At 62.6% G+C, this 24478-nt stretch carries 28 protein-coding genes; 22 read left to right on the forward strand and 6 right to left on the reverse strand.

Annotation, left to right across the window (positions count from 1 at the left end; translation table 11 throughout):
• Nucleotides 1-20 precede the first annotated feature (20 nt).
• From BSY16_RS29530 to BSY16_RS29555, 6 genes are read left to right on the forward strand one after another with little or no spacing between them, the layout of a single operon-like run.
• On the forward strand, nt 21-1208 hold the full coding sequence (locus BSY16_RS29530) for a lanthanide ABC transporter ABC transporter substrate-binding protein PedA1 (RefSeq protein WP_069063309.1): 1188 nt from the start codon (nt 21-23) through the stop codon (nt 1206-1208).
• A gap of 1 nt (nt 1209) precedes the next feature.
• Nucleotides 1210-2175 (forward strand): YVTN family beta-propeller repeat protein, encoded by a 966-nt coding sequence (locus BSY16_RS29535; protein ID WP_069063310.1) that lies wholly within the window; start codon nt 1210-1212, stop codon nt 2173-2175.
• A 20-nt stretch (nt 2176-2195) separates the two neighbouring features.
• Entirely contained in the window at nt 2196-2654 is a 459-nt protein-coding gene (locus BSY16_RS29540) for a cupredoxin domain-containing protein (protein ID WP_069063311.1), read from the forward strand.
• 7 nt (nt 2655-2661) lie between these two features.
• Nucleotides 2662-3375, forward strand: a complete 714-nt coding sequence (locus BSY16_RS29545; protein ID WP_069063312.1) for a lanthanide ABC transporter ATP-binding protein PedB/LutE — start codon at nt 2662-2664, stop codon at nt 3373-3375.
• On the forward strand, nt 3372-4193 hold the full coding sequence (locus BSY16_RS29550) for a lanthanide ABC transporter permease protein PedC (RefSeq protein WP_069063313.1): 822 nt from the start codon (nt 3372-3374) through the stop codon (nt 4191-4193). Before BSY16_RS29545 ends, BSY16_RS29550 begins: the two co-directional genes overlap by 4 nt.
• Nucleotides 4194-4222: 29 nt before the next feature.
• A complete protein-coding gene (locus tag BSY16_RS29555; protein ID WP_069063314.1) occupies nt 4223-4771 on the forward strand; it encodes a tetratricopeptide repeat protein in 549 nt (182 codons plus the stop codon).
• Here the strand turns inward: BSY16_RS29555 and BSY16_RS29560 are convergent.
• Together BSY16_RS29560 and BSY16_RS29565 are read right to left on the reverse strand one after the other, a co-directional pair.
• Nucleotides 4711-5391, reverse strand: coding sequence for an ABC transporter ATP-binding protein (locus BSY16_RS29560; protein ID WP_069063315.1), 681 nt, complete (start codon nt 5389-5391; stop codon nt 4711-4713). The genes BSY16_RS29555 and BSY16_RS29560 overlap by 61 nt on opposite strands.
• Complete coding sequence (locus BSY16_RS29565; RefSeq protein WP_069063316.1) at nt 5363-6337, reverse strand: ABC transporter substrate-binding protein; 975 nt, start codon at nt 6335-6337, stop codon at nt 5363-5365. Before BSY16_RS29565 ends, BSY16_RS29560 begins: the two co-directional genes overlap by 29 nt.
• A gap of 192 nt (nt 6338-6529) precedes the next feature.
• Here BSY16_RS29565 and BSY16_RS29570 point away from each other — a divergent pair, with 192 nt between their 5' ends.
• From BSY16_RS29570 to BSY16_RS29635, 13 genes are all read left to right on the forward strand, one after another.
• Nucleotides 6530-8296 (forward strand): PQQ-dependent methanol/ethanol family dehydrogenase, encoded by a 1767-nt coding sequence (locus BSY16_RS29570; RefSeq protein WP_069063317.1) that lies wholly within the window; start codon nt 6530-6532, stop codon nt 8294-8296.
• A gap of 115 nt (nt 8297-8411) precedes the next feature.
• A complete protein-coding gene (locus BSY16_RS29575) occupies nt 8412-9119 on the forward strand; it encodes a response regulator transcription factor (RefSeq protein WP_069063786.1) in 708 nt (235 codons plus the stop codon).
• 74 nt (nt 9120-9193) lie between these two features.
• On the forward strand, nt 9194-10345 hold the full coding sequence (locus BSY16_RS29580) for an FIST N-terminal domain-containing protein (protein ID WP_069063318.1): 1152 nt from the start codon (nt 9194-9196) through the stop codon (nt 10343-10345).
• A complete protein-coding gene (locus BSY16_RS29585; RefSeq protein ID WP_150130181.1) occupies nt 10342-12531 on the forward strand; it encodes a PAS-domain containing protein in 2190 nt (729 codons plus the stop codon). The genes BSY16_RS29580 and BSY16_RS29585 overlap by 4 nt, the downstream gene beginning before the upstream one ends.
• A gap of 76 nt (nt 12532-12607) precedes the next feature.
• On the forward strand, nt 12608-13048 hold the full coding sequence (locus BSY16_RS29590) for a pseudoazurin (protein WP_069063319.1): 441 nt from the start codon (nt 12608-12610) through the stop codon (nt 13046-13048).
• 99 nt (nt 13049-13147) lie between these two features.
• Nucleotides 13148-13249, forward strand: a complete 102-nt coding sequence (pqqA, locus tag BSY16_RS29595) for a pyrroloquinoline quinone precursor peptide PqqA (RefSeq protein WP_069063320.1) — start codon at nt 13148-13150, stop codon at nt 13247-13249.
• 10 nt (nt 13250-13259) lie between these two features.
• Nucleotides 13260-14147, forward strand: coding sequence for a pyrroloquinoline quinone biosynthesis protein PqqB (pqqB, locus tag BSY16_RS29600; RefSeq protein ID WP_069063321.1), 888 nt, complete (start codon nt 13260-13262; stop codon nt 14145-14147).
• Between the two features lie 29 nt (nt 14148-14176).
• A complete protein-coding gene (gene pqqC, locus BSY16_RS29605) occupies nt 14177-14914 on the forward strand; it encodes a pyrroloquinoline-quinone synthase PqqC (protein ID WP_069063322.1) in 738 nt (245 codons plus the stop codon).
• Nucleotides 14911-15183: a pyrroloquinoline quinone biosynthesis peptide chaperone PqqD gene (pqqD, locus tag BSY16_RS29610; RefSeq protein WP_069063323.1), complete on the forward strand. Its 273-nt coding sequence runs from the start codon at nt 14911-14913 to the stop codon at nt 15181-15183. Before pqqC ends, pqqD begins: the two co-directional genes overlap by 4 nt.
• Nucleotides 15180-16268: a pyrroloquinoline quinone biosynthesis protein PqqE gene (pqqE, locus tag BSY16_RS29615; RefSeq protein ID WP_069063324.1), complete on the forward strand. Its 1089-nt coding sequence runs from the start codon at nt 15180-15182 to the stop codon at nt 16266-16268. The genes pqqD and pqqE overlap by 4 nt, the downstream gene beginning before the upstream one ends.
• Nucleotides 16269-16816: 548 nt before the next feature.
• Nucleotides 16817-17266, forward strand: a complete 450-nt coding sequence (locus tag BSY16_RS33200; protein WP_353652406.1) for an AraC family ligand binding domain-containing protein — start codon at nt 16817-16819, stop codon at nt 17264-17266.
• Entirely contained in the window at nt 17149-17523 is a 375-nt protein-coding gene (locus tag BSY16_RS29630) for a helix-turn-helix transcriptional regulator (RefSeq protein ID WP_069063327.1), read from the forward strand. Before BSY16_RS33200 ends, BSY16_RS29630 begins: the two co-directional genes overlap by 118 nt.
• Before the next feature lie 71 nt (nt 17524-17594).
• Nucleotides 17595-18623 (forward strand): threonine aldolase family protein, encoded by a 1029-nt coding sequence (locus BSY16_RS29635; protein WP_353652385.1) that lies wholly within the window; start codon nt 17595-17597, stop codon nt 18621-18623.
• 26 nt (nt 18624-18649) lie between these two features.
• Here BSY16_RS29635 and BSY16_RS29640 read toward each other — a convergent pair whose 3' ends face one another.
• Together BSY16_RS29640 and BSY16_RS29645 are read right to left on the reverse strand one after the other, a co-directional pair.
• Nucleotides 18650-18952, reverse strand: coding sequence for a cysteine hydrolase family protein (locus BSY16_RS29640; protein ID WP_150130183.1), 303 nt, complete (start codon nt 18950-18952; stop codon nt 18650-18652).
• A gap of 33 nt (nt 18953-18985) precedes the next feature.
• Entirely contained in the window at nt 18986-19681 is a 696-nt protein-coding gene (locus BSY16_RS29645) for an isochorismatase family protein (RefSeq protein WP_286157369.1), read from the reverse strand.
• Nucleotides 19682-19868: 187 nt separating this feature from the next.
• On the opposite strand from BSY16_RS29645, the gene BSY16_RS29650 reads away from it, so the two are divergent.
• Nucleotides 19869-20783 (forward strand): LysR substrate-binding domain-containing protein, encoded by a 915-nt coding sequence (locus BSY16_RS29650; protein WP_069063788.1) that lies wholly within the window; start codon nt 19869-19871, stop codon nt 20781-20783.
• Between the two features lie 95 nt (nt 20784-20878).
• Here BSY16_RS29650 and BSY16_RS29655 read toward each other — a convergent pair whose 3' ends face one another.
• The gene (locus BSY16_RS29655) at nt 20879-21316 is read right to left on the reverse strand and encodes an Lrp/AsnC family transcriptional regulator (RefSeq protein WP_069063330.1); all 438 of its coding nucleotides are present in this window, start codon (nt 21314-21316) and stop codon (nt 20879-20881) included.
• 119 nt (nt 21317-21435) lie between these two features.
• Between BSY16_RS29655 and rocF the strand changes: the two genes are divergently transcribed.
• Together rocF and ocd are read left to right on the forward strand one after the other, a co-directional pair.
• On the forward strand, nt 21436-22356 hold the full coding sequence (rocF, locus tag BSY16_RS29660; protein ID WP_069063331.1) for an arginase: 921 nt from the start codon (nt 21436-21438) through the stop codon (nt 22354-22356).
• 28 nt (nt 22357-22384) lie between these two features.
• Nucleotides 22385-23446, forward strand: coding sequence for an ornithine cyclodeaminase (ocd, locus tag BSY16_RS29665; protein WP_069063332.1), 1062 nt, complete (start codon nt 22385-22387; stop codon nt 23444-23446).
• Nucleotides 23447-23496: 50 nt separating this feature from the next.
• Here the strand turns inward: ocd and BSY16_RS29670 are convergent, their stop codons facing one another.
• Nucleotides 23497-24378, reverse strand: a complete 882-nt coding sequence (locus tag BSY16_RS29670; protein WP_069063789.1) for a LysR substrate-binding domain-containing protein — start codon at nt 24376-24378, stop codon at nt 23497-23499.
• Nucleotides 24379-24478 lie beyond the last annotated feature (100 nt).

Below are 24478 nucleotides of genomic sequence, written 5' to 3' on the forward strand. Positions count from 1 at the left end.
TGATTTCGGGAGGACGCGACATGAGTGAAAGGGTCAAAGCTTGGCGCGGAGGCATATGCTGTGCCGTCGCGTTAGCCTGTTGGGGGCCATCGGCCTCAGCCGAGATCGCGATACCGATGACCTATCTCCGGCAGGAGGCGGAGCTGCCGCCGGTGCTGTCCAATCTCGATCCTATCCCGGAGGACCGTGGCATTGCCGGGGCGGAGGTGGCGCTCACCGACACCAAGACCACTGGCAGCTTCATGGGCCACGACTACAGCCTCGCGTTCGTTTCGGTCGAGCCCGGCGGTGATTTCCTCGATGCCGCCCGCAAGGCACTTGCCGCCTCCAGGATCGTCTTCGTTGATGGATCGCCAGAAGAGATCCTCGCTATCGCCGACCTGCCCGAAGCCCGGGACGCGCTTCTGTTCAATGTCGCATCGGGCGCGCGGCGCCTGCGTGATGCCGATTGCCGCGCGAATGTCCTGCACACCATGGCGGAAGACGCCATGCGCACCGATGCGCTGATGCAGATGCTGAAGGCACGACGCTGGACACGCACGGTGCTGGTTGTCGGGCCAAAGCCGGAAGACCAGGCCTTTGCCGAGACGCTGCGCGCCTCCGCCCAGAAATTCGGCGTCGAAGTCCTCGCCTCCAAGAACTGGACCTTCGACACGGACCTGCGCCGGGCCGCAGGGCAGGAAATCCCGCTCTTCACGCAGGACTTTCCCGACCACGACGTTCTTCTGATCGCCGACGAGGCCGACGACTTCGCCCGCTATATGCAGGACAATACCTGGCTGCCCCGCCCGGTGGCCGGTTCGGACGGCTTGCAAGGCGAAGGCTGGGCTCCGGTATTGGAACAGTGGGCCGCCGTTCAGCTCCAGAACCGTTTCGAAAAGGCGGTGGGGCGCGAGATGAGTTCGCGCGACTATGCCGCCTGGACGGCGTTGCGCACCATCGGCGAGGCCGTCACACGCACCAATTCCGCCGACCCGGCCGTGCTTCGCGACTTCATCCTTTCGGACAAATTTGCGCTCGACGGTTTCAAGGGCCGCAGCCTCACCTATCGCGGATGGAATGGCCAACTGCGCCAGCCGATGGCGGTCGTCAACGCCCGCGCGCTTGTCGAACTCGCGCCGCTCGAGGGCTACCTGCACCAGACCAATGAAATGGACACGCTGGGCCTTGACCGGCCCGAAAGCACCTGCACTGCCTTTGGAGGATGAGATGAGATTTCCGGCCCTGCTGATCGCGCCCGTGTTGGCCGTATTGCCCCTTCAGGCGATTGCCGGTGAAATCTGGGTGACGAACGAAAAGGACGACACCATTTCCGTTATCGATACGGAGAAGCTGGAGGTCGTCCGCACCATCAAGACCGGCGAGCGGCCACGCGGCATCACGTTCAACTCCGACTATAGCCGGGTCTATATCTGCGCGTCCGACAGCGACACGGTCCAGGTCATGGATCCAGCGACCGGCGAGGTGCTGCACGACCTGCCGTCGGGAGAAGATCCCGAGCAATTCGTGCTTGCCCCCGACGAAAGGCATTTGTGGATCGCCAACGAAGACGATGCGGTGACGACAGTCGTGGACGTCGAGACCCGCAAGGTGGTGGCGCAGATCAATGTCGGCATCGAGCCAGAGGGCATGGCAGTTTCGCCGGACGGCAAGATCGTCATCACCACGTCGGAAACGACGAATATGGCGCACTGGATCGATACCGACACGAAGAAGATTTTTGCCAACACGCTGGTCGATTCCCGTCCCCGCCATGCTGAATTCGCCAAAGGCGGGACGGAGCTTTGGGTCTCCTCGGAAATCGGCGGAACGATCACCGTCTTCGACGTGGCGACGCAGGCGGAAAAGGCCAAGATCCGCTTCGAGATCACCGGCGTCAACGCCGACCTCGTCCAGCCGGTCGGCTTCGAATTCACGCCCGACGGCAAGACCGCCTTCGTCGCGCTCGGCCCGGCAAACCATGTCGCTGTGATCGACGCCGATACGTTCGAGGTCAAGAACTACGTCCTGGTCGGTCGGCGTGTCTGGCACCTCGCCTTCTCGCCCGATCACAAGCAGCTCTTCACCACGAACGGGGTCTCCGGCGACGTGACCGTCATCGACGTCGCCTCGCTGGAGCCCGTGAAATCCATCAAGGTCGGCCGCTTCCCCTGGGGCGCGGCGAGCCGGCCGTAGCAGTGAAAGAGGAGAACAAGATGAAAAGAGCTATCCTGGCAGCCGTAGCGCTGGTCGCCCTGCCCTTCGTGGCGCTGGCCGATGATGATGATGACGCCAAGCCGGAAGCCGGCATGGGGCTTGCCGGTCTCCTTTCGAAATCCAATCGCGAAAAACTGCCCGACCTCACCCTCTCGGCCGGCCAGCCGGTATCAAGTGGCCCGCTGACGCTGAAATCCGGCAAATATTACACGCTGGAGATCAAGGCGGACGGCAGCCAGGAGCTGGCGCTCGAGGGGGCCGGCTTCTTCCGCGCCATCTGGGTCAACGAGATCGTCATCGAAGGCATAGAGATCCGGCCGCTCGGCGTCGATTCCATCGAATTCGACGAGGCTGGTGAGGCGGAAATCAGCTTCATCGCCATCAAGCCGGGCAGCTACCAGCTCAAGGTACCCGGCAGCACCGGCGATACGCAACAGGTCTCGATCACCATAGAATGAGCAGAACATGAGCGGCTTGACGGTAGAGGATATCAGCCACGACTGGGGCGCACGGCCTGCACTCGATGGCGTCTCCTTTTCCGTCGAGCGCGGACGCTTCTGTGCCCTGCTCGGGCCGAATGGCGCCGGAAAATCGACGCTGTTCGGCATGCTTACTCGGCTCTTCGTGCCGCGGTCGGGTCGCATCGGCATCGCCGGCCATGACTTGGCGCGAGCGCCGCGCGTAGCGCTTTCCCGCATGGGCGTGGTGTTCCAGGCCTCGACGCTTGATCCGGACCTTACCGTCAAGCGCAACCTGCTCTATTTCGCCGCCCTGCACGGGCTTTCGGGACGGGAGGCGGAGGCGCGCGCCATGGCAGCGCTCGACCGGCTCGGCATGGCGGAGCGGGCGGGGGAAAAGACCGCGAAACTCAACGGCGGCCACCGTCGCCGCATGGAGATCGCCCGCGCGCTCATCCACCGGCCCGAGGTGCTCTTGCTGGACGAGCCGACGGTCGGGCTGGACGCAGCCTCACGCGCCGCCATAACGCAGCATGTCCACGATCTTGCGGCCGGGGGGCTGACGGTGCTGTGGGCGACCCATCTGGTCGATGAGGTCTGGCCGCAGGACCGACTCGTCATTCTCCACCATGGCCGGGTGCTTGCCAATGGCGAGGCCAGCGAGATCGGCGGCGCGGACCTCACCGGCCGCTTTCTTGCGCTCACGGGAGATCAGCCATGACCGTGGAGGCAGACCCCGGCTTTTTCTCCTCGCACCCTGTCATCGCGCTGCGCGCGATCGTTCACCGGGAAGCGTTGCGATTTCTCGGCCAACGCGGCCGGCTCGTCGCGGCGCTCGTGCGCCCGCTCGTCTGGCTTTTCGTCTTCGCGGCCGGTTTCCGGGCCGCACTCGGCCTCTCGATCACGCCGCCCTACCAGACCTATATCACCTATGAGATCTATATCGTGCCGGGGCTGGTCGGCATGATCCTGCTGTTCAGCGGCATGCAATCCTCGCTCAGCCTCGTCTACGACCGCGAGATGGGTTCGATGCGGCTGTTGTTGACGGCGCCTTTGCCACGCTGGTGGCTGCTCTTCTGCCGCCTCCTTGCCGGCAGCCTGATTGCAGTGCTGCAAGCCTATGCCTTTCTGGCGATCGCCGCACTCTACGGCATCCGCTTTCCCTGGGCTGGCTATCTGCTGGCGGCCCCGGCCATGGCCGTTGCGGCCATGATGCTCGGGGCGCTCGGCCTGCTGCTCTCTTCCTTCATCCGGCAGCTAGAGAACTTTGCCGGCGTGATGAACTTCGTCATCTTCCCGATGTTCTTCCTCTCCTCCGCGCTCTATCCGCTGTGGAAGATGGCCGAGGCCTCGCCACGACTGAGGGACTTGTGCGCACTCAATCCCTTTACCCATGCCGTCGAACTCATTCGCTTCGCGCTCTATGCGAAGACAAATCCGACCGCGCTTGTGGTCACGCTCGCCGCTTTCCTCGTCTTCGGCCTTGTCGCTGTCTGGGGTTACGATCCGGCGCGCGGGCTGACGGCGCGAAAGACCTGACCGGGCCAACCTCACCAAGGAAAACTGCCATGCGCCTTGCCACTGCCGCCGCCGGCCTTCTGCTCTCTTTCGCTCAAACCGCCTGGTCTCAAACCGAGACCAATACAGACGGCACGCTCAATCCCGAGGAACTGACACTCAACCGCGTCATGAAGGACGTGATCGAGGGGCGCACCAGCATGACCATCTGTGCAACCGGCTACTTCATCACCAAGTCCGGTCGGCACGAGATGGCGCGCGAGCTTTTCGAGCGCTGCGCCGCGGCCGGCTGGACCGGTGCAATGACCTGGATGTCGCAACTCGACGACAACGGGCTCGGCGGCCCGGAAGATCCGGACAGCGCCGCCGAATGGGACCGGCGGGCGGCGGAAGCGGGCGATCCGATCGGCAAGATGAACTACGGGCTCGACCTGATGCGCGGTCGCGGCGTCGTGGAAAACCAGGCGCTTGGCCGCCAGTATATCGACGATGCGGCCCGCAGCGGCCTAGCCCCGGCCCAGCGCCTGCGGGCGGCCGATTACGATCTCGACGCAGTGACGCCGGACGCCGACAACTGGAAATACGCACCGGGCTTCTGATCCTCCTCGACGACCCGCGCCGGACGTCCCTCAAGCCGCAGGATGCGGGAGGCGAGCCTCTCGGCTTCAGCCCGCAAATGTGTGACAAGAAGGGTGGCACAGAGCCGGCGTGCGGTAAGCCGCTCGAGCAGGCTCATCATCTCGCAGGCGAGCACTGGGTCGAGACTGACGAAGGGTTCGTCCAGCAGGAGAAGATCGGGAGCCGACGCGAAAGCCCGCGCCAGCGACAGACGGCGCTGCTGCCCGAGCGACAGCATGCCGGGATAGCGCTCGCCAAGCCCCGCCAGCTCCACATCGTCGAGCCAGCGCCCGGCCTCTTCGCGCGAAATGCGTGCGATGATCGTGAGATTGTCGAGGGCGGTCCGCCACGGCAGGAGAACAGGCTCCTGAAAGACCATGGCGAGCCGCTCTGTCACCTCCCGCCGCCCTGTAAAGCCGCGATCGAGCCCTGCCACGACGCGCAGCAGCGACGTCTTGCCGACACCTGACGGGCCGGTGAGCGCTACCGTCTCGCCCGGCGCCAGCGAAAGTGTCATGGGGCCGAGAACGCCACCCGGCCCGCCGCGCTGGAGATCGAGCAGGAGAACCGGCTCAGCTGCCGGAGTGATGGAAGACGCCATCGGGCAATTCCTTCAGGTCCCCGACCAGATCGGCGCCGCCGAGTTCCGTCATCAGCTTGAGCATCCGCGCCGCGGCCACTTCATCCACCGCACCCTCTCCCGGCGCACCGGCGAGGAACGCCGCCTTTAGTGCTTCGAATTCCGCATCGCTCTCTGCCCGCATCATCGGCCGGATCCGTTCCCAGGCCGCCGGATCGGCGGACAGCTTGTTCTTCGCCTGGCGCGAGGCGGCGGCGATCGCTTCTCCCAACCCCGGATGGGACTTCAGGATGTCGCCCCGCACCACATAACCGACGAGCGGCGTCTGCGGATCGAGCCCCAGCGCTTCGGCCGCCTTGCCCACGGTAAGCAATGTACGCATGCCTGCCGCCTGCATGCGCGCGCCAAAGTTCCAAAAATTCAAGGCACCCTCTACCTCTCCGTCGAGCGCGGCCTTGTAGACGAGCGGCGGAGCGCCGAAGACTTGTTCGGTCGTTTCGGCGAGGTCGAAATGCTCAATCTTCTGCGCATAGGCGCGCAGGATCAGCCAGCTCTTGTCGATCGGGCTTCCGGCGACGCCGATCTTCTGCCCTTTCAGGTCCGCAAGGCTTTTCGCCGCACTGTCCGCCTGCACCATCAGTCCGCCGACGGCGCGCGAATAGGGAATGAAGACAACGTCCCGGCCGGCGGTCCGCTCGCGCGCTACCCAGAGCCAGTCGGAAACGATCATGTCCACCTCGCCGCCGACGAGGGCGATCTGCGCCGCGGGGGTGCCGGCGATATCGATCACCTCCATGCGGAAGCCGTTGGCCTCGTCGAAGCCGTAGTGGCGGATGGTATCGGCCTCCCAATTCACGGTGCCGGAAAGCTGGAGCGCCGCGCGCAGGACAGGTGTTTCGGCGCGCACCGGCAGGCTGGACAACAGCGCCGCGAGCGCCGCGCCGGCGAGCGTCTTAAGGATTGTCATGGGTCTCCTCCCCTTACTCCCGTGATCCTATCCGCCGTGCCTGCGGGCGGATATACGACCTATAGAGGGGGGGCTGAACGCGCCGGATTCCGGCCACTACGACCAAGGTCCAATTCATCGGATCGGTGAGTAAGTGGATGATCCACACCATGGAGCCTGCATCCAACTGCGGGCATGGAGTGGGAGGATGTTATGAGGACTGTCGTTCTGGCTGCGGTGGCGGCCATTGCCTGTGCGGGAGCCGTACAGGCCGGTGTAACGGAAGAGGATCTCGCCAAGGACGCCGAAACCGTCAGCGATATCCTGACCAACGGCATGGGCCGCAGCCTGCAGCGTTTCTCGCCGATGGAGACGCTGAACACGAAGAACGTCAAGAATTTGATGCCGGCATGGGCCTTCTCGCTCGGTGGCGAAAAGCAGCGTGGCCAGGAAAGCCAGCCGATCATCTATGATGGCATCATGTACATTACCGGCTCCTACAGCCGCCTCTACGCTATCGACGTCAAGACCGGAAAGGAAATCTGGCAATACGACGCGCGCCTGCCGGAAGGTATTCTTCCCTGTTGCGACGTGGTCAATCGCGGCGCGGCGATCTTCGGCGACAACGTCTATTTCGGCACGCTCGACGCCCGCCTCGTGGCGCTGAATCGCAAGACCGGCGACGTCGTGTGGAACAAGAAGCTCGCCGACTACAAGGAAGGCTACAGCTATACCGCCGCGCCGTTGATCGTGAACGGCCTCGTGGTCACGGGCAATTCCGGCGGCGAATTCGGCGTTGTCGGCGAGGTTCAGGCCCGCAACGCAGAGACCGGCGAACTCGTCTGGACACGGCCCGTCATCGAAGGCCACATGGGCACCTTCAATGGCAAGGAAAGTACGATGACCGGGACGCTGAACGCGACCTGGCCGGGCGACATGTGGAAGACCGGCGGCGGCGCGACGTGGCTCGGCGGCTCCTATGACGAAGACACCAAGACCCTCGTTTTCGGCGCCGGAAATCCCTCGCCCTGGAACAGCCACCTGCGCGGCGCCGGCAAGCCGGTCGAAGGCAACAAGGGTGACAACCTCTACGCCGCATCCCGCCTCGGCATCGATCCGGCAAACGGCGAGATCAAGTGGCACTTCCAGACCACGCCGCGCGAGGGCTGGGATTTCGATGGTGTCAACGAGGTCGTTCCCTTCGTCGACAAGGACGGCAACAAGCGCTTTGCGACGGCCGACCGCAATGGCTTCTTCTACGTGCTGAACCGCGAGGACGGCAAGTTCGTCGCCGCCCATCCCTTCGTGAAGAACATCTCCTGGGCCAAGGGCATCGATGAGACGGGCCGCCCGATCTACGACGAAGCCAATCGTCCGGGCGACGCTGCGGCCGCTGCCGATGGCGCAAAGGGCCAGCAGGTCTTCGCCGTTCCGTCCTTCCTCGGCGGCAAGAACTGGATGCCGATGGCCTACAGCCCGAACACCGGCCTGTTCTACGTTCCTTCCAACGAATGGGGCATGGACATCTGGAACGAGCCGATCACCTACAAGAAGGGCGCCGCCTATCTCGGCGCGGGCTTTACCATCAAGCCGCTCTTCGATGATCACATCGGCAGCCTTAAGGCGATCGACCCCAATAGCGGCGAGATCAAGTGGGAATACAAGAACGGCGCACCGCTCTGGAGCGGCGCAATGACCACCGCCGGCGGCCTCGTCTTCTTCGGAACGCCTGAAGGCGATTTCATCGCCCTCAACAACGAGACCGGCGAGAAGCTGTGGACGTTCCAGACCGGCTCGGGGATCGTCGGGCAGCCGGTCACCTGGGAGCAGGACGGCGAGCAATATGTCTCGATCATCTCCGGTTGGGGCGGTGCAGTCCCTCTCTGGGGCGGGGAGGTTGCCAAAAAGGTCAACTACCTCAACCAGGGCGGCATGGTCTGGACCTTCCGTCTACCCAAACAACTGGCGGCTTTGGAATAGGAAAACGGGCCGGGCGGAAACGCCCGGCTTCCTGCTTTTCGAGATGGCCGAACAAGGCCGGTGAAGACGGATGAATTCGATGCTAAGCTATCGCCAGCCCTTTCGGGAATTTCGCATGATGCCAGTCCCAGCCACCGAGACACCCGTGCGCATATTGAAGTCGGCCTTGATCGTCGATGACCACCCATTGTTCTGCGATGCGCTATCGATGACCCTGACAGGCCCGGTCGGCATTCCCGAAGTCGAGGCCGTCGGCACGCTGGCGGCGGCGCTCGCGAGGCTCGAGACCGGCCCCCTGCCCGATGTCGTGTTGCTCGACCTCAACCTTCCCGACGTCAACGGGCTCGACGGGGTGGTGCGGCTGCGCCGCGCCCTGCCGGAAACCCCGATCGTCGTCGTCTCGTCGCTCGACGAAATCCGCGTCGTGCGAGCTGCGCTGAAGGCGGGCGTGAACGCGTTCGTTCCCAAGCACGCCTCCCGCGAGGAGTTCCGCGAAGCCTTCTCCGTCATCGCACGCGGGGAAATCCACGCGAGCCGCATGGCGCTCGAGGCCTCCGCGCCCACACCGTCCGAGGAAGCGGTCAAGCGACTGGCCTTGCTGACCCGCCAGCAGGCACGCATCCTGCAACTCGTCTGCGCCGGCCGAATGAACAAGCACATCGCTTACGAACTTTCCATAGCCGAGACCACGGTGAAGGCGCACGTCACCGCCATCATGCGCAAGCTCGGCGTACAAACGCGCATGCAGGCCGTTCTTTTCGCGCAGGAGGCGAGCTTCAGTACGATGCTGACGACGCCAGAGGGCTGCTTTCTGGAAGAATGAAATGCGCACTGGTGTCAGCGCGCCGTGGATGCTCTAAGCTTTGGGTGGGGGAAGCTCGGAGGAGGCCGTCACCCGTGGACGAACAGTATATCTCGCGTGCATTCGTATCGGCGCATAGCGACCGCCCGGTCGAGCAGCTTGCTGCCGGCCTTGGCCCCGGCCCATTTTCACTCGTGCTCCTGTTCGTTTCGTCCGAAGCCGACGTTGCGGGATTTGTTGCCGATACCGCACGGATCTGGCAAGGCGCACGCATCGTCGGCTGTACCACCGCCGGAGAAATCTCCGGCGCCGGTTATGACGAAGGAAGCATCGTTGCCATCGGTTTCCATGCACGCCACTTCGCCGCCGAGACACTGCTCGTTCCGGATCTTTCGCAACTGGTTGCAACCGATCTCTCGGAGGCGCTGCTCCACATCCGGCATTCGCTCGCCCGGGACCACGGCCACCTGCCGGAAGAATTCGCACTGCTTCTGGTGGACGGATTGTCCGCGCGCGAGGACGAGCTAGCCTCGGCGCTTGCGGCAGGCACCGGGATGATGCCGCTGATTGGCGGATCGGCGGGCGATGGTGCCAATTTCCGAGAAACCCTGGTTTTCGATGGCGAGCAGCTTCTGGCGAATGCCGCGGTGATTTCCATCATGCGCGGAGCCTGTCCCCTCCGGGCCTTCAAGATGGACCATATCAGACCGACAGAGCGCCGGATGGTCGTGACACAAGCGGATTCGGCCGCCCGTATCGTGCGACAGATCAATGCAGAGCCCGCGGTGCACGAATATGCCCGTCTCATCGGCATGCAGCCGGAGAGCGTCGACATTCTCACCTTCGCGATCCACCCGTTGACGGTGCGCATGGGCGAGCGACATCACGTCCGCGCCATTCAGCGCGTCCTGCCGTCGGGCGAACTCCTGTTTTTTTCCGCAATCGACGAGGGCATGGTTCTGACCATCGCCGAGCCGAACAATCTCGTCGATCATCTGGCGAGCGAATTGCAGGCCCTGACGCGACCCGGCAATCCCGTCGCCGTGCTTGGCTTCGACTGCATCCTGCGACGTGTCGAAGCACAGGAAAAACAGATGACCGGCCGCGTTTCGGAGCTTCTGCGCAAGCATGGGGTCATCGGGTTTTCGACCTATGGCGAGCAGATCGGCCCGATGCACATCAACCACACGATGACGGGCTTCGCCTTCTACCCACCCGGCACGGTCGTTTCGGGAAGCGACCCATGACGCGCCTGTCCGAAGGATTGCTCGGCCCCGGCGAAAGCGAGACGCGAAATCTCGAAAAGATGCTTGTCATCGCCGATGCCCTCATGCGTCATGTCGAGCAGAGTTCCGGCGACAAGGGGGTCGCCTTCGAGCAGTTCCGCCGGGCGGCCGTTCTGGAGGACCGGGTACGCCAGCGCACGCGTGATCTCGAAACGACGCTGAAACAGCTCAACGACGCCAACAGCGCCGCCGAACGGGCGAGGCGCGACCTTGGCCAGGCGATCGAGGCCGTCGATGAAGGTTTCGCGCTTTTCGACCCAGCCGACGTCCTGGTCCTCAGCAATTCCCGCTTCTGTCGCGACCTCGTCGATATCCGCACGAAACTCTCGCCCGGTATCACGTTTAGCGACTATGTGGAGATCGTCAGCCGATCCACGATGCTCGCCCTTTCCGAAGGCGTGACAACCGATAGCTGGATGGCCGAGCGCATCCGGCTACATAGGACGCCGCAGGTCTTCAATGTCGGGCTTCGCGGCGACCGCTGGCTCCAGGTGAGCGAGCAACGCACCGCCGATGGCGGCACTGTCATCCTCCAGACCGACATTACCGACATCATCCGCATGGAGCGCTCGGAACGCGGCAAGCTGCTGGACGACCAGGCTCGCATGATCCGCGCCACGCTGGAGCACATCAATCAGGGTGTCGCTATCTTCGACGCCAACCGGCGATTGGCGGGATGGAACAGCCGCGCAGCGCAGCTTCTCGACATTCCCCCGAGATTGCTGCGCCGCGGCACGCCCTTCGAACTGCTGGCCGACCGCATTGCCCGCTCGCTAACGCTCGGCGAGGGTTTTGACGTCGGCGTGTTGCGCAAATGGATCGCAGGAGGCCTGCCGCGCGAACCGTTGTCCTTCGAGATCCAGCATATGTCGGGCATCATCCTCGACGTCTTCGCGCAGGAAATGCCGGGGCGCGGCTTCGTCATGTCCTTTGCGGACGTGACGCGTGAGCGCCTCGCCATTCACGCCATGATCCGGGCCAACAGCTCGCTCGAAGCGCGTGTGGCAGCGCGCACCGGAGACCTCGCGGCGGCACTCGCCGAGGCCGAACGCGCCAATTCAGCCCGCGTCCGCTTCGTCGCCGCGGCGAGCCACGACCTGCTGCAGCCGCTCTCGGCGGCAAAACTCTTCGTCGCCGCCGCGCGGGACGATGCAGAGGCCACGCCGATGTGCGGGACGCTGGAAAAGGCACACAACGCTCTTGTCAGCGTGGAGGGAATACTCGGCGCCTTGCTCGATATTTCCCGCCTGGAATCTGGCGGCTCTGCCGTCGATATCGGGCCTGTACCCCTTTCGGTCCTGCTCCGGCAGCTGACCGACGAATTTGCACCCATCGCCGCACGCAAGGGACTGCGGTTCGATATTCTGCCCTGCGGCCTCACCGTATCGAGCGACCCGACCTATCTGCGGCGCATCCTGCAGAACCTGATCAGCAATGCCATCCGTTACACGAGCAAGGGCCGTGTGCTCATCGGGCCGCGTCGCACAAAAGGCCAGGTGCGCATCGAGGTGCACGACACCGGCGTCGGCATCGCCGCCGACCAGCAGCAATCGATCTTCCGCGAGTTCCATCGCATCCAGGGTTCAGCCTCTGCGTCCGAGGGCATGGGGCTTGGCCTGGCGATCGTGGAAAGGGCGTGCGGCCTGCTGGGACACAGGCTGGCGCTTCGCTCGGAACCGGGACGCGGCACCTGTTTCGCCGTCGATCTTGCCCTCGTTGCGCCTCATGCGACAGTCGTCTACAGGGAGGCCACGCCGCCGATCCCGGAGGAGCCGGGCGACAATACCGACCGCATCGCGCTTCTCGTGGAGAATGACGAAGATCTTCGGCGCGCTATCGCGTTGCTGCTGGAGCGTCGCGGGGTCAGCGTCCTCGAGGCGGCAAGCGGCGAGGAGGCGCTTTCTCTGCTGGAGGAAATCGGAATCGTGCCCGATCTCTACCTGATCGACCAGCAGCTCGATGGCACGCTTACCGGCATAGAAACCGCACAGGCCCTGCACGCCGAATATGGCGAGCGCCCGACGCGCATCCTCACCGCCAACCGCACGCCGCAGACCCGCCTTGCCGCGGAGGCGGCCGGTATCGAGATCATGTACAAGCCGATCGCCGCCGACGCACTGGAGGCCTTCGTGCTGCACGCCTGCTGATCCTGCACGAAGGTCGCATTGCGGCGGAGCGCGCCGGATGGGACATCCCTTTCACCCGAATTAGAGGAGGAAGGACATGAAGAAGCTACTCGTGGCGACAGCCCTGCTAATCCTTGCAAGCGGTGCAGCCCGCGCCGCCGAGCACACCATCAACATGATGAACAAGGGTGAGAGCGGCGCCATGGTCTTCGAACCGGCTGCCATCGCCGCGATGCCGGGCGATACGCTCCGCTTCGTCCCGACGGACAAGAGTCACAATGTCGAAGGCATCAAAGGCATGCTTCCCGAAGGGGTAAAACCCTTCAAGAGCAAGGTGAACGAGGAATATGTCCTGACCGTCGTCGAGCCCGGCTTCTACGGCGTGAAATGCTCGCCACACTACAGCATGGGCATGGTCGCCCTCATCCAGGTGGGCGACGGCTCGCCCAATCTCGACACCGCGAAAGCGGTGAAGTTGCCGAAGAAGGCGAACGAGCGAATGACGGCCGCCTTCGTGACGCTGGCCGGCGCCCAGTAGCCGGGGCTCTTGCGGATCGAGACCTTGGTCGCATTGTGAAGCGACCTCGAAGAGATCAGCCTGAAGACGTCAACAGACCACGTTCTGGAGGAGAAGCAAATGGCCTGGAAGAAACCCGTCATCAAAGACATCGCCTGCGGCATGGAAATCAACATGTACGGCCCGTCGGAAGATGACCCGCGTCCCGACCACCCGTTCTGAACAAGACGCAATGCGTCTTGTTGTTCTTGGGGCAGGCGCCGGTGGCGGCCTGCCCCAATGGAATTGCGGCTGCGTCCAGTGTAGCGCAGCGCGCGCGGGTCTCATCCCCCCGATGACACAGAGCACGCTAGCCGTCAGCGTCGATGGCCGCGATTGGGTGCTGCTCAATGCGTCGCCGGATCTGCGCCAGCAGCTTGCCGCCTGCCCATCGCTGCATCCGGCGAGCCTTCGCGGCAGTCCCGTCAAGGCGGTGGTGCTGACCAACGGCGACGTCGATCATGTCGCCGGCCTCCTGACACTGCGCGAGAAGACCGGCTTCACTCTCTACGCGACCGAAACCACGCAACGGATCCTGTCGGATAACTCCGTGTTCGGCGTGCTCGACCCGACCCTCGTCGAGCGTCGGACCATTGTCCTCAACCGGCCCTTCAGCCCGCTTGCCGGCTTGACGATCACGCCCTACGCGGTTCCCGGAAAGATTCCGCTCTATCTCGAAGGCGAGATGCCGGAACTGGACATGATGGGCGAACAGACCATCGGGCTGCACCTCCAGTCCGGGGGACGCGACGCGCATTACATACCGGGCTGCGCCACCCTCCCGGACTGGCTCGTCGAGCGGCTGACGCTGGCCGATGTCGTGCTGTTCGACGGGACGATCTGGCGCGATGACGAAATGCCGCGTTCCGGCACCGGCAGCAAGACCGGCGCGCGCATGGGCCATGTGGCGATGAGCGGGCCGGACGGCTCGCTCACGCGTCTTTCCCGGCTTCAGGGGCGACGCATCTACACGCACGTGAACAATACGAATTCAGCGTTGATGCCCGAAAGTCCGGCCCGCGCGGCCATCGCCGCTGCCGGATGGGAAATTGCCGGAGACGGCATGGAGGTTGTCCTGTGAACACCAATCCAAGGCACGAAGACTGGCCCTTGAGTCGCGCGGAATTCGAGGCGCGCCTGCGTCGCGTCGGCGAGGAGCGCTATCACGACAAGCACCGGTTCCACGACCGGCTGCACGGCGGCGCCTGCACGATGGACGAGGTACAGGCCTGGGTGATCAATCGCTGGCAGTATCAATCCTCCATCCCCATGAAGGACGCTGCATTCCTGTCGCGCTGCCGGGATCCGGATCTGCGCCGTATATGGCGATCCCGTATCGAGGATCACGACGGCCGTATCGAGGACGGCGGCGGTATACGCCGCTGGCTGAAGCTCGCTGAGGGCGTCGGGCTCGATCCCGCCTATGTGGCATCCGGGCGCGGCGTGATGCCGGCCACACGCTTCATCGTCGATGCCTATATCCGCTTCGTGCGAGACGACCCCCTGATCGCGGCCATGGCGAGTTCGCTGACCGAAATGTTTGCGCCATCCATCCACACGCAGCGCATCGCCGGCCTGTTGGAGCATTATGAATTCGCCGATCCCGAAACGATCGGCTATTTCCGCCACCGCCTTGCCGAAGCGCCGAAGGATGTCCGCTTCACGCTGGCCTGGGTCCTGACCCATGCGGTGACCCGCGTCGACCAGGAGGCGGCGATTGCCGCCCTGACATTCAAGACGGACGTGCTGTGGGCGCAGCTCGACGCCCTGTGGAGCGGCTATGTCGAGGGACACATTCCGCCGGGTGCCTGGAGACCCGGCGAGGGACAGATGGCGGATCGGTCATGAACGCCGATCCGGTCCCCCTCCTGCCGCGCGGCACACGTCTGCATCACGACAGGGTGCGCGACACGATGGTTCTCCTCGTTCCGGAACGGACGTTGCTGCTCGATGAGATCGGCACCGCCATCCTCCAGGAAGTGGACGGCAGGTCGACACTCGCGGCGATATCCAACCGGCTGGCGGAGCGCTACGGCGCACCGCCGGAGGATGTGGCCAACGATGTCCGTGGTTTTCTCGACGGGCTCGTGGCCCAGCGCCTGGTGGATTACCGATGACGGCGCACCTTTCCCCGCCGATCGCCCTGCTCGCGGAACTGACCCATCGCTGCCCGCTATCCTGTTCCTACTGCTCCAACCCGCTGGAACTGACGGCGCGCGACAAGGAACTGCCGACAGAGGTCTGGGTACGGGTATTTCGCGAGGCGGCCGATCTCGGCGTTCTGCAACTGCACCTTTCCGGCGGCGAACCGGCATCCCGACGCGATCTGGAAGAGCTGGTCAGGGCGGCGCGGCAATCGGGGCTCTACGTGAACCTCATCACCTCGGGTATCGGGCTGGCGCCCACCCGTCTCGATGCCCTTGAGGAAGCCGGACTCGACCATGTGCAGCTCTCGCTACAGGCGACCACCGCCGAGAAAGCCGACTGGATCGGCGGCTATAGCGGCGGCTTTGCGCGCAAGGTCGCTTTTGCGGCCGAGGTACACCGGCGCGGCATTCCGCTGACGGTCAATGCCGTGATGCACCGACACACGATCGACGATATCGACGCCGCCATCGCCTTCGCCGCCGATCTCGGCGCGCGCCGGATCGAGGTCGCTTGCGTCCAGTTCTATGGCTGGGCGCTGGCAAACCGTGCAGCACTGCTGCCATCGCGCGAACAGGTCATGCGCGCGAAAGACACAATTGCCGAAGCAAGGCGGGCCTATGCCGGCCGCATGATGATCGACTTCGTTCCACCGGACTACTATGCCGACTATCCCAAGGCCTGCATGGGCGGGTGGGGCTCGACCGGCATCAACATCGCGCCCGACGGCACCGTCCTGCCGTGCCACGCCGCAGCGACGATACCGGGACTTCAATTCGATCGGGTAACGGACCGAGACCTCGCCGGAATCTGGTATGATGGGTCGGCCTTCAACGCGTTTCGCGGCCATGAATGGATGCTGCCGCCCTGCCGCAATTGCGCGCGCCGCGACCGTGACCATGGCGGTTGCCGCTGTCAAGCGATGGCCGTCACCGCCGATCCCCACGCAGCCGACCCTGTCTGTCGCCACTCCCCTGCCCGGTCTGCCGTAGACCACGTCATTTCCCAACAGGCTTTAGAGCCTCCGCCATTCCTCTATCGCAGCCACAAGCGCTGACCATTGCCAATCGGCACCCAAAATGGCCCTGTTGCAAAAGCTACGGCGGTTGCGCAATGGGCTTGTAGGCGCTGCCTCAGACGGTGAAGATACCGAACCGCCTGTTTGAGTGTGGCATAGACCGTCTTCGTCGACCTGAAACCGAGCGTCGACTTGATCAGCCGCTTGAGCTTGCGGTGATCAGCTTCGCCATCGTTGCTGAGGTATTTCACCTGTCCATGCACGGTCACCTGGAAGGAGGAGTGGAGCCGGTATCTCGTTACCACCGAGGGCCACATGATCCCCGTCGCCCCCCAGCGCGACATGGTAAAGCGTGCGGGCGCCACCGTGGCGATTATTCACGCCGGGTTATTATGCACTATAAGCAAGGACGCGCATTTCCTTGTCGCTCGCCAGATCATCGGCTGGGGAAGAACGACATGCCCTCAGGGGTCAACAAGATCAAGTTGTGGCGCTAAAATGCTCTGGAGGACACGCTCTTCCTATGGGCGAAGTATCGAGACCATCGTTTCGAACGACATTTTCACGACGAGTTTGCCATCGGGATCATCGAGGAAGGTTGCCAGGCGTTTTCCTACGACAGCAGGCATCGGGTCGACCTGTCGCGCGGAACGGTCTGCCTGATTGCCCCCGGCATAGTACACGAGGGCTGGGCCGGCACCGAAGATGGCTGGACATACCGGATGTTCTATCCGCCCGCATCTTTGATCGGGCAAGCCGCGGAGGATATTTTCGGGACGCCCGATGTCACCTTCCCTTTCCCCGCCGTCGATGATCCCGAACTGCATGTCTGCCTGCGTCGGCTTCATCAGATGACGACTTCCCCCCCCCCCGTTTTCAAAACCTGGAGTTCGAAACGCTCTATCTGGCTACCATACGAATGGCAGTCGAGCGCCATGCCGGCCGGCGTCCCGAGGCTGACCAAAAACGCTATTGGACGGCCCTTCGACAGGTCCGCGACCTTCTTGAAGATCGCTACGCCGAGGCCGTCAGCCTGACCGAGCTGAAGGCACCGACCGGCATCAGCAAGTTCCATCTGCTGCGGCAGTTCAAGGCGACATACGGTTTGCCGACGTATGCTTATCTTTCGCAGATACGCATACGTCGGGCCTCGGCGCTGATCCTTGCCGGCAACAATCTTGCATACGCTGCGGCAGCCGTCGGCTTTGTTGATCAAGCGCATATGACCCACGCGTTCCGCCGCTCGCTCGGCTACACTCCGGGCTTGTTCCAGGCAGCCAAACCCATGCTTTGAGCAATTTCCTACAAAACATTCTGACTGGAGGATTCTAGAACGGTCCCCGCAGCCTGGCCACATTCTGTTCGATGAAGCCTTGCGCCGATGAGGAGATCAAGATGAACCGTCATAGTTTCCTGGACGACTACAGCGAAGGCGCCCATCCGGCTATTCTCAAGGCCTTGTGCGAAACCAATATGGTTCAGCAAACGGCCTATGACGACGACGCCTATTCGCAGGAAGCACGCGACCTGATCCGCCGGCACATGGGCAACGTGAACCCGGATGTCTGGTTCGTCGCCAGCGGCACGCTTGCCAATATCCTGGTCATTACCAGCACATTGCGATCGCATGAAGCCGTGATCGCTCCGGCGAGCGGCCATATCGTCGTGCGTGAAACCGGCGCAATCGAGGCGGCCGGCCACAAAATCATCACGGCTCCTCCAACGCACGGAAAACTGGCCCGGAACAGCATTTCCGCTGCGTTGAAGGCGAATGCCCACATTCCGCACATGGCCAAGCCACGGCTGGTCTACCATTCGAACGCCACAGAAGTGGGAACGCTCTACACGAAGAAGGAACTAGAGGCGATTTCAACGCTCTGCAAGGAGCGCAACCTTTTGCTGTTGCTTGACGGCGCGCGGCTGGGGACGGCTCTTTGCGCAGAAAGAAACGATCTCACCTTGCAGGATATCGCCGAACTGACGGATATTTTCTGGATCGGCGGCACGAAGGTCGGCGCGCTTCTAGGCGAGGCTATCGTCATTCCCAATCCTGTGCTGCGCGATGAGTTCACGTTCCACATCAAACAGCGCGGGGGTCTTCTTGCGAAGGGACGTGTGCTGGACCTTCAATTCAGGGAACTGTTTCGGGATGGCCTGTATTTCGACCTTGCCCGCCATGCCAATACCATCGCGCAGCGCCTGTCATCGAAAATTTCAAGCGCCGGCTTCCAGTTCGCTGCCGAAACCGAAACCAACCAGCTTTTCCCGATCCTGCCCAATGCTCTGATCGAGGCCTTGAAGGATGAATTTGATTTCTACACCTGGCAACCTCATGACGAGACCTCTTCCCGTTCGGCTCGTTACGTCATGGACAACGCAGGAAATGCAGATTGATGCATTCGTCGCGCGGATAGAACAACTCACCGCTTGAAGGTCCATACCGAACCCAGGCTGGTGTGCGATGCCGGACCGGTCGTTGAGCGGCGCATCCGGATGCATTTTACGACTTCCGGCAGAAACAAGTCATTTGGCTCCTGGGCATAACTCATCGTGAGCAAGGTCGGCAGGTTGAAGATTTTGCCGATCTTTGCCAGCGCGATGACATTGTTGCGGAATTCGGCCGGCGGATAGTCATGCACGAGTTGCATGACTATCCGATTGATGGTCGATGAGGATGAGGGCGTGTCCTGCTCTGATGGATGAGGAACGATGCCTTTCGGCATTCGGGATTTATCTGCTATTATGTGCGGCACGATTCATCTGCCGTTGGCCTCGGCGATCTGCCCGACAAGCTTGGCCCAGGGCATATCGAGCGCCGCATAGACGGCACCCGCCTCTGGCCGCCCGTTGTCTTTCAATATCTCAACCATCAGCGTCGCGTAATCCGAGAGTACGACGCCGGCCTGCAGCATGCGCAGGAGGCCGGGTTTACGCTTCGTTTCACTGAACGTGCCGGACGCATCGACCGCCACATACGCGTCGTAGCCCTTGCCGGTCGCGGTGATCGCAGGGAACGCGGCGCAAACTTCAAGCGAGATGCCCGCGAAGATCAGCTTCCTGCGGCCCGTCGCCTCGATGGCGCGTGCGACGGCAGGGTCGTCGAAAGCATTCACCGACGAGCGATCGATAATCGTCACGCCCGGTAAGGCTTCGACCAGTTCCGGAAAGGTCGGTCCCCAAAGACTGTCACGCGCCGTCGTCGTGACCACGATCGGAAGATCGAGTGCTTTCGCAGCCTTCGCCAGAGCGACGACATTGTGCTTCAGTTCTCCTGTCGAATAGTCACGCACGCCCGTCATCAGACCGATCTGGTGGTCGACGAGAACGAGCGCCGCATTCTCGGATGTGAGCGGCTCATAGGCGTTGGCTTGATCGACCATTGTATTCTCCTTTTGCTGGTGTGTTGCAGCAAGCAACGGGGCGGCTCCCAACACGGTCGCCGCCATGCCGATCGCTGCCGTCTGAAGGAATTGACGCCGTTCCCTTGCAACTTCTTTGCAGTTCCTGGGCGGCCATCGCAGCACATCCAGGATCGCCGCCTCATGACCGCGACGAGGTAAATCTAGAGGCTGGATTTTCGGCTAAGAAGCCGGTTAAATTCCAACTTAGCGTCCAACAGAATGGACGATGGAGGATGTCGTGCTTGACCTGAACGACTTCTATTTTTTTGTGCAGGTGGTGGATCGGGGCGGCTTCACGGCGGCGGGGCGCACGCTTCATGTGCCCAAATCGACGTTGAGCCATCGCATACGACGGCTGGAGGCTGATCTGGGCGTTCGCCTGATCAACCGCACCTCGCGGAGGTTCGGCATGACCGACGCCGGAGGCGAGTTTTACCGGCATGCCGTCGCCATGCTCCAGCAGGCAGAGCAAGCGGAGACGGCGATCCGCCACCGGCTGAGCGAACCGACCGGCACGGTGCGCTATACGACAGGGGTGGCGACGGCGCAGTTTGCGATGGGGGACCTGGTTGCGGGTTTCCTCCTACGCTTTCCCAAGGTAAATCTCATCGGCCATGCGACGGACCAGACCGTCGACATCGTAGGCGAGAATTTCGACGTGGCGATCCGTGCACACTCGACTCCCCTGCCCGATTCGACGCTCGTTCAGCGAATGCTGGCGCCGGCGCCATGGCTTTTCTTCGCCGGCGCCGCCTATCTCGACACCAATGGCAGCCCCGAAACACCGCCGGACCTCGCAAGGCATCCATCGCTGTTCATGATGCGAACCGGGATTGCACCGACGTGGCGGCTACGCCATTCCAGCGACGCAAAGGGAGACGAGATGATCGTGCCCATCGCGCCGCGCCTTCTGAGCGACGACATCGTGGGCCTGAAGCAGGCAGCGATCGCGGGTCTTGGGATCGTTGCCCTGCCGGGCTACATCTGCCGCGACGAGGTGCGTGCCGGACGGTTGCGGCGCGTGCTGCCGGACTGGCTCGCCGGTGAATCGACGATCACGGCGCTGATCCCGTATCGGCAGGGACTGCTCCCATCCGTCCGCGCCTTCATCGACCACCTCGCCGCAGAGTTCCCAAAGGTCGTCCTGCTGTAAATCGCTCCTTCGGCGAGATCACGTTGTTTGATACCGTCGGCATAGGGTGAAGGCTGCGAACTCAGATCAGCATTCCAGTTACGACTTTGCTGGAGCTACAATTTTGCCTTCGTTGAACGTGGCGTGGACAGCAGCAGGCTGGTTTCGCTACCCGTGATGCCCGGCACAAGCCGGATCTTGCGAAGCACGGCGTCGAACTCGGTCAAACTCGACGCACTAAGTTCGACCAGCAAGTCCCATCGGCCGTTTGTCGTATGGATCTGCGAAATCTCCGGAAAGCCACCGAGCGTGCGGATCACGCGGTCAGTCACATGACCTTCGATCTCGATCATCATGACGCCGCGGACGACGTCTTCGAGCGCATCCGCCCGCAGCATGACGGTATAGCCGACAATGGTACCATCCTGCTCCATCCGCTCGATGCGCGCCCGCACGGTTGCCCGCGATGCGCCGGTTTCCAACGCAAGGTCCGAAACGCTGCGCCGCCCATTGCCGCGCAGAAGCGTCACGATCTTCCGGTCCAGGTCGTCCATGCCAGTTTGGCTCCATGGCTTTTCATTTTGATCAATATGGCATTCCGACATGCCAAATTTCAATATTCAATCTGCCGCTTGAGGCTTCTAGAGTTCTAAAAACCAACCGGGAGTTAGTCATGGAATGCACGCTGATCGGAGCCCCCCTGCAAATCGGTGCGGGGCAGCTTGGCTGCGAGATGGGCCCGAGCGCCCTTCGCATCGCCGGTCTTCGGACGGCGCTGGAGGAATTGGGACATGAGGTCAGGGATGCCGGCAATCTCACGCCGCGTCCATTCGTGGAGATGCCGCATCCGAACGCAGCCGTGCACCATCTCGGTGAAACCGTTGCCTGGGTGGAAGCGCTATCGGCGGCAGCCTACGAGCATAGTGAAGCCGGCATGCCCATTTTCCTTGGTGGCGATCACGCGATATCCGCCGGGACCGTTCCGGGCCTCGCACGGCGCGCCGCAGAACTCGGCAGACCGCTCTTCGTGCTCTGGCTGGATGCCCATACCGACTTCCATAGCCTGGAAACGACCGCCAGCGGCAATCTGCACGGCACACCGGTCGCCTACTATACCGGCCAGGCCGGTTTCGACGGCTATTTCCCGGCGCTGGCGCATCCCGTCGCCACGGAAAACGTCTGCATGATCGGCATTCGCAGTGTTGATCCCGCCGAACGGGCCGCCATAACAAAAACGGGCATTACGGTGCATGACATGCGGGTCATCGACGAGCATGGCGTGGCCGTGCTGGTCCGTAATTTTCTCGAACGGGTCAGTGCCGCAAACGGCCTCCTGCACGTAAGCTTCGACGTCGATTTTCTGGAGCCCGACATCGCGCCGGCCGTCGGCACCACGGTGCCAGGCGGAGCGACATTCCGCGAGGCGCACCTGATCATGGAAATGCTCCATGACAGCAGCCTGGTGACGAGCCTCGACATCGTCGAGCTCAATCCGTTTCTCGACGAGCGCGGCAAGACCGCGAAACTGCTCGTCGATCTCGTTGCCAGCCTGATGGGCAAGCGGGTGATGGATCGCCCGACGCTTGCGGGCTGAGCGCGACTGTACTTTGTTTGGAGGAAAAATGAACACTGATCCGAAATTGAACGTGGTTCCGTTCGTCAGCGTGGACCATATGATGAAACTGGTGCTGAAGGTCGGCATCGACCGGTTCCTGACGGAACTGGCAGCGGTGATCGAGGAGGATTTCCGCCGCTGGCCGGTCTTCGACAAGACCCCGCGCGTCGCCTCCCATTCCGAGGAAGGCGTCATCGAACTGATGCCGACCAGCGACGGGACGCTCTACGGCTTCAAATATGTGAACGGCCATCCGAAGAACACGCGCGACGGCCGGCAGACCGTGACGGCCTTCGGCGTCCTGTCGGATGTCGGCAACGGCTACCCGATGCTGCTGACCGAAATGACGATCCTGACGGCGCTGCGCACCGCGGCGACCTCGGCCGTCGCGGCAAAGTACCTCGCCCGGCCGAATGCCCGCACCATGGCCATCATCGGCAATGGCGCGCAGAGCGAATTCCAGGCACGCGCCTTCAAGTCGCTTCTCGACGTCGACAAGCTCCGCCTCTACGATATCGACGCGTCGGCGACGAAGAAATGCGCCCGCAACCTCGCCGGCCTCGGCTTCACCATTGTCGAGTGCTCCTCCGTCGAGGACGCCGTCGAGGGCGCCGACATCGTCACCACCGTCACGGCCGACAAGCAGTATGCGACGATCCTGTCCGACAACCATGTCGGCCCCGGCATCCACATCAATGCAGTGGGTGGCGACTGCCCCGGCAAGACCGAACTCAGCAAGGACATCCTGCTGCGCTCGGACATCTTCGTCGAATACCCGCCGCAGACGCGCATCGAAGGTGAAATCCAGCAGCTGCCGGCCGAGCATCCCGTCATCGAACTGTGGCAGGTCATGACCGGCGAGATCGAAGGCCGCAAGAGCGTCGACCAGATCACGCTCTTCGACAGCGTGGGCTTCGCGATCGAAGACTTCTCGGCGCTGCGCTATGTGCGGGAGAAGATTTCCGAACATGGCATGTTCGCCGAGCTCGATCTCCTTGCCGATCCCGACGAGCCGCGCGACCTCTACGGCATGCTGCTTCGCTGCGAAAAGAAGCTCAACGCGGCGTAGCATTGGTGGTGGTGAACTGACGCCAACTCCAAACTGGTGATCTGCGGGTGCTATGCTTCCGCAGTGATCCAGCTCAAGACCGTATTGAGCGCGTCCGATTTCCGATACCGCGGCCACACCAGGTAGAAGTCGGACGGACCGCGGAGTGACCCATCGGTGACGCGAACGAGCCGATCGTCCAGAATATCGCGGGCAACGAAATCACGGTTCGCCAGCACGACACCCTGTCCGGCGATCGCCGCTTCGATCGCGTGCGAGGTCTGGTTGAAACTGATGCCCTTGAAGGACGTCTGGTCTCGTCTTCCGAAGTGCTTCTCAATGAACTCCGGCCAAAAATTATGCGCGTCGTGGAGGAGTGTGTACCGAGCGAGTTGCTCCGTCGTACCCGGCGTCCCAAGCTCTGAAAGCAGGGACGGACTGCATACCGCGACGATCTCCTGTTCGAACAGCAGCTGATGTGCCAGGCCCGGTCCGAATGGAGGCCGGCCATACCGGACTGCGACGTCCACCCCATCAGCATGGAAGCTCGACACACGGTCTGTCGCCAGAATATGCAGATCAAGGTCGGGATGACATGTCGTGAAGTCGGGCAGCCTCGGGATCAACCACTTCGAGGCGAACGTCGGTGTGGTGCTGATCGTCAGCTTGACCGGCTGAGGTGTCAACTCCACCGTCGCCTGCGAGATGATCTCGAATGCACGGCGGATATCGGCAATGTAGCGTCGTCCCTCACCGGTCAGGACCAGTGTGCGCGGAAGGCGCTCGAACAGGATCACACCGAGTTCGGCTTCAAGACCGCGGACCTGCTGAGCTACGGCGCCCTGTGTCACACCGAGTTCTTCCGCGGCCATGCGGAAGTTGAGGTGCCGGGCGGCCACTTCGAATGCTTTAAGGCCGTTGAGTGAGGGAAGCTTTCTAAGGGTCTCAATCATCGATAGTTTTTCTACTGTCAAATAGAAGGATAACTGTTTCGTCTTCGCGTAAGTGGCGTGATATTCAACGATCATAAACCCTACAATCGAAGCCGGAAGC

This window comes from Sinorhizobium sp. RAC02, from assembly GCF_001713395.1.
In the GTDB taxonomy this organism is placed as follows: domain Bacteria; phylum Pseudomonadota; class Alphaproteobacteria; order Rhizobiales; family Rhizobiaceae; genus Shinella.

Excerpts from the sequence above, each read along its gene's own strand:
- BSY16_RS29530 (WP_069063309.1), top strand. The coding sequence starts at position 21 with ATGAGTGAAAGGGTCAAAGCTTGGCGCGGAGGCATATGCTGTGCCGTC.
- BSY16_RS29535 (WP_069063310.1), top strand. The coding sequence starts at position 1,210 with ATGAGATTTCCGGCCCTGCTGATCGCGCCCGTGTTGGCCGTATTGCCC.
- BSY16_RS29540 (WP_069063311.1), top strand. The coding sequence starts at position 2,196 with ATGAAAAGAGCTATCCTGGCAGCCGTAGCGCTGGTCGCCCTGCCCTTC.
- BSY16_RS29545 (WP_069063312.1), top strand. The coding sequence starts at position 2,662 with ATGAGCGGCTTGACGGTAGAGGATATCAGCCACGACTGGGGCGCACGG.
- BSY16_RS29550 (WP_069063313.1), top strand. The coding sequence starts at position 3,372 with ATGACCGTGGAGGCAGACCCCGGCTTTTTCTCCTCGCACCCTGTCATC.
- BSY16_RS29555 (WP_069063314.1), top strand. The coding sequence starts at position 4,223 with ATGCGCCTTGCCACTGCCGCCGCCGGCCTTCTGCTCTCTTTCGCTCAA.
- BSY16_RS29560 (WP_069063315.1), bottom strand. The coding sequence starts at position 5,391 with ATGGCGTCTTCCATCACTCCGGCAGCTGAGCCGGTTCTCCTGCTCGAT.
- BSY16_RS29565 (WP_069063316.1), bottom strand. The coding sequence starts at position 6,337 with ATGACAATCCTTAAGACGCTCGCCGGCGCGGCGCTCGCGGCGCTGTTG.
- BSY16_RS29570 (WP_069063317.1), top strand. The coding sequence starts at position 6,530 with ATGAGGACTGTCGTTCTGGCTGCGGTGGCGGCCATTGCCTGTGCGGGA.
- BSY16_RS29575 (WP_069063786.1), top strand. The coding sequence starts at position 8,412 with ATGATGCCAGTCCCAGCCACCGAGACACCCGTGCGCATATTGAAGTCG.
- BSY16_RS29585 (WP_150130181.1), top strand. The coding sequence starts at position 10,342 with ATGACGCGCCTGTCCGAAGGATTGCTCGGCCCCGGCGAAAGCGAGACG.
- BSY16_RS29590 (WP_069063319.1), top strand. The coding sequence starts at position 12,608 with ATGAAGAAGCTACTCGTGGCGACAGCCCTGCTAATCCTTGCAAGCGGT.
- pqqA (WP_069063320.1), top strand. The coding sequence starts at position 13,148 with ATGGCCTGGAAGAAACCCGTCATCAAAGACATCGCCTGCGGCATGGAA.
- pqqB (WP_069063321.1), top strand. The coding sequence starts at position 13,260 with ATGCGTCTTGTTGTTCTTGGGGCAGGCGCCGGTGGCGGCCTGCCCCAA.
- pqqD (WP_069063323.1), top strand. The coding sequence starts at position 14,911 with ATGAACGCCGATCCGGTCCCCCTCCTGCCGCGCGGCACACGTCTGCAT.
- pqqE (WP_069063324.1), top strand. The coding sequence starts at position 15,180 with ATGACGGCGCACCTTTCCCCGCCGATCGCCCTGCTCGCGGAACTGACC.
- BSY16_RS29630 (WP_069063327.1), top strand. The coding sequence starts at position 17,149 with ATGGCAGTCGAGCGCCATGCCGGCCGGCGTCCCGAGGCTGACCAAAAA.
- BSY16_RS29635 (WP_353652385.1), top strand. The coding sequence starts at position 17,595 with ATGAAGCCTTGCGCCGATGAGGAGATCAAGATGAACCGTCATAGTTTC.
- BSY16_RS29640 (WP_150130183.1), bottom strand. The coding sequence starts at position 18,952 with ATGCCGAAAGGCATCGTTCCTCATCCATCAGAGCAGGACACGCCCTCA.
- BSY16_RS29655 (WP_069063330.1), bottom strand. The coding sequence starts at position 21,316 with ATGGACGACCTGGACCGGAAGATCGTGACGCTTCTGCGCGGCAATGGG.
- rocF (WP_069063331.1), top strand. The coding sequence starts at position 21,436 with ATGGAATGCACGCTGATCGGAGCCCCCCTGCAAATCGGTGCGGGGCAG.
- ocd (WP_069063332.1), top strand. The coding sequence starts at position 22,385 with ATGAACACTGATCCGAAATTGAACGTGGTTCCGTTCGTCAGCGTGGAC.
- BSY16_RS29670 (WP_069063789.1), bottom strand. The coding sequence starts at position 24,378 with ATGATTGAGACCCTTAGAAAGCTTCCCTCACTCAACGGCCTTAAAGCA.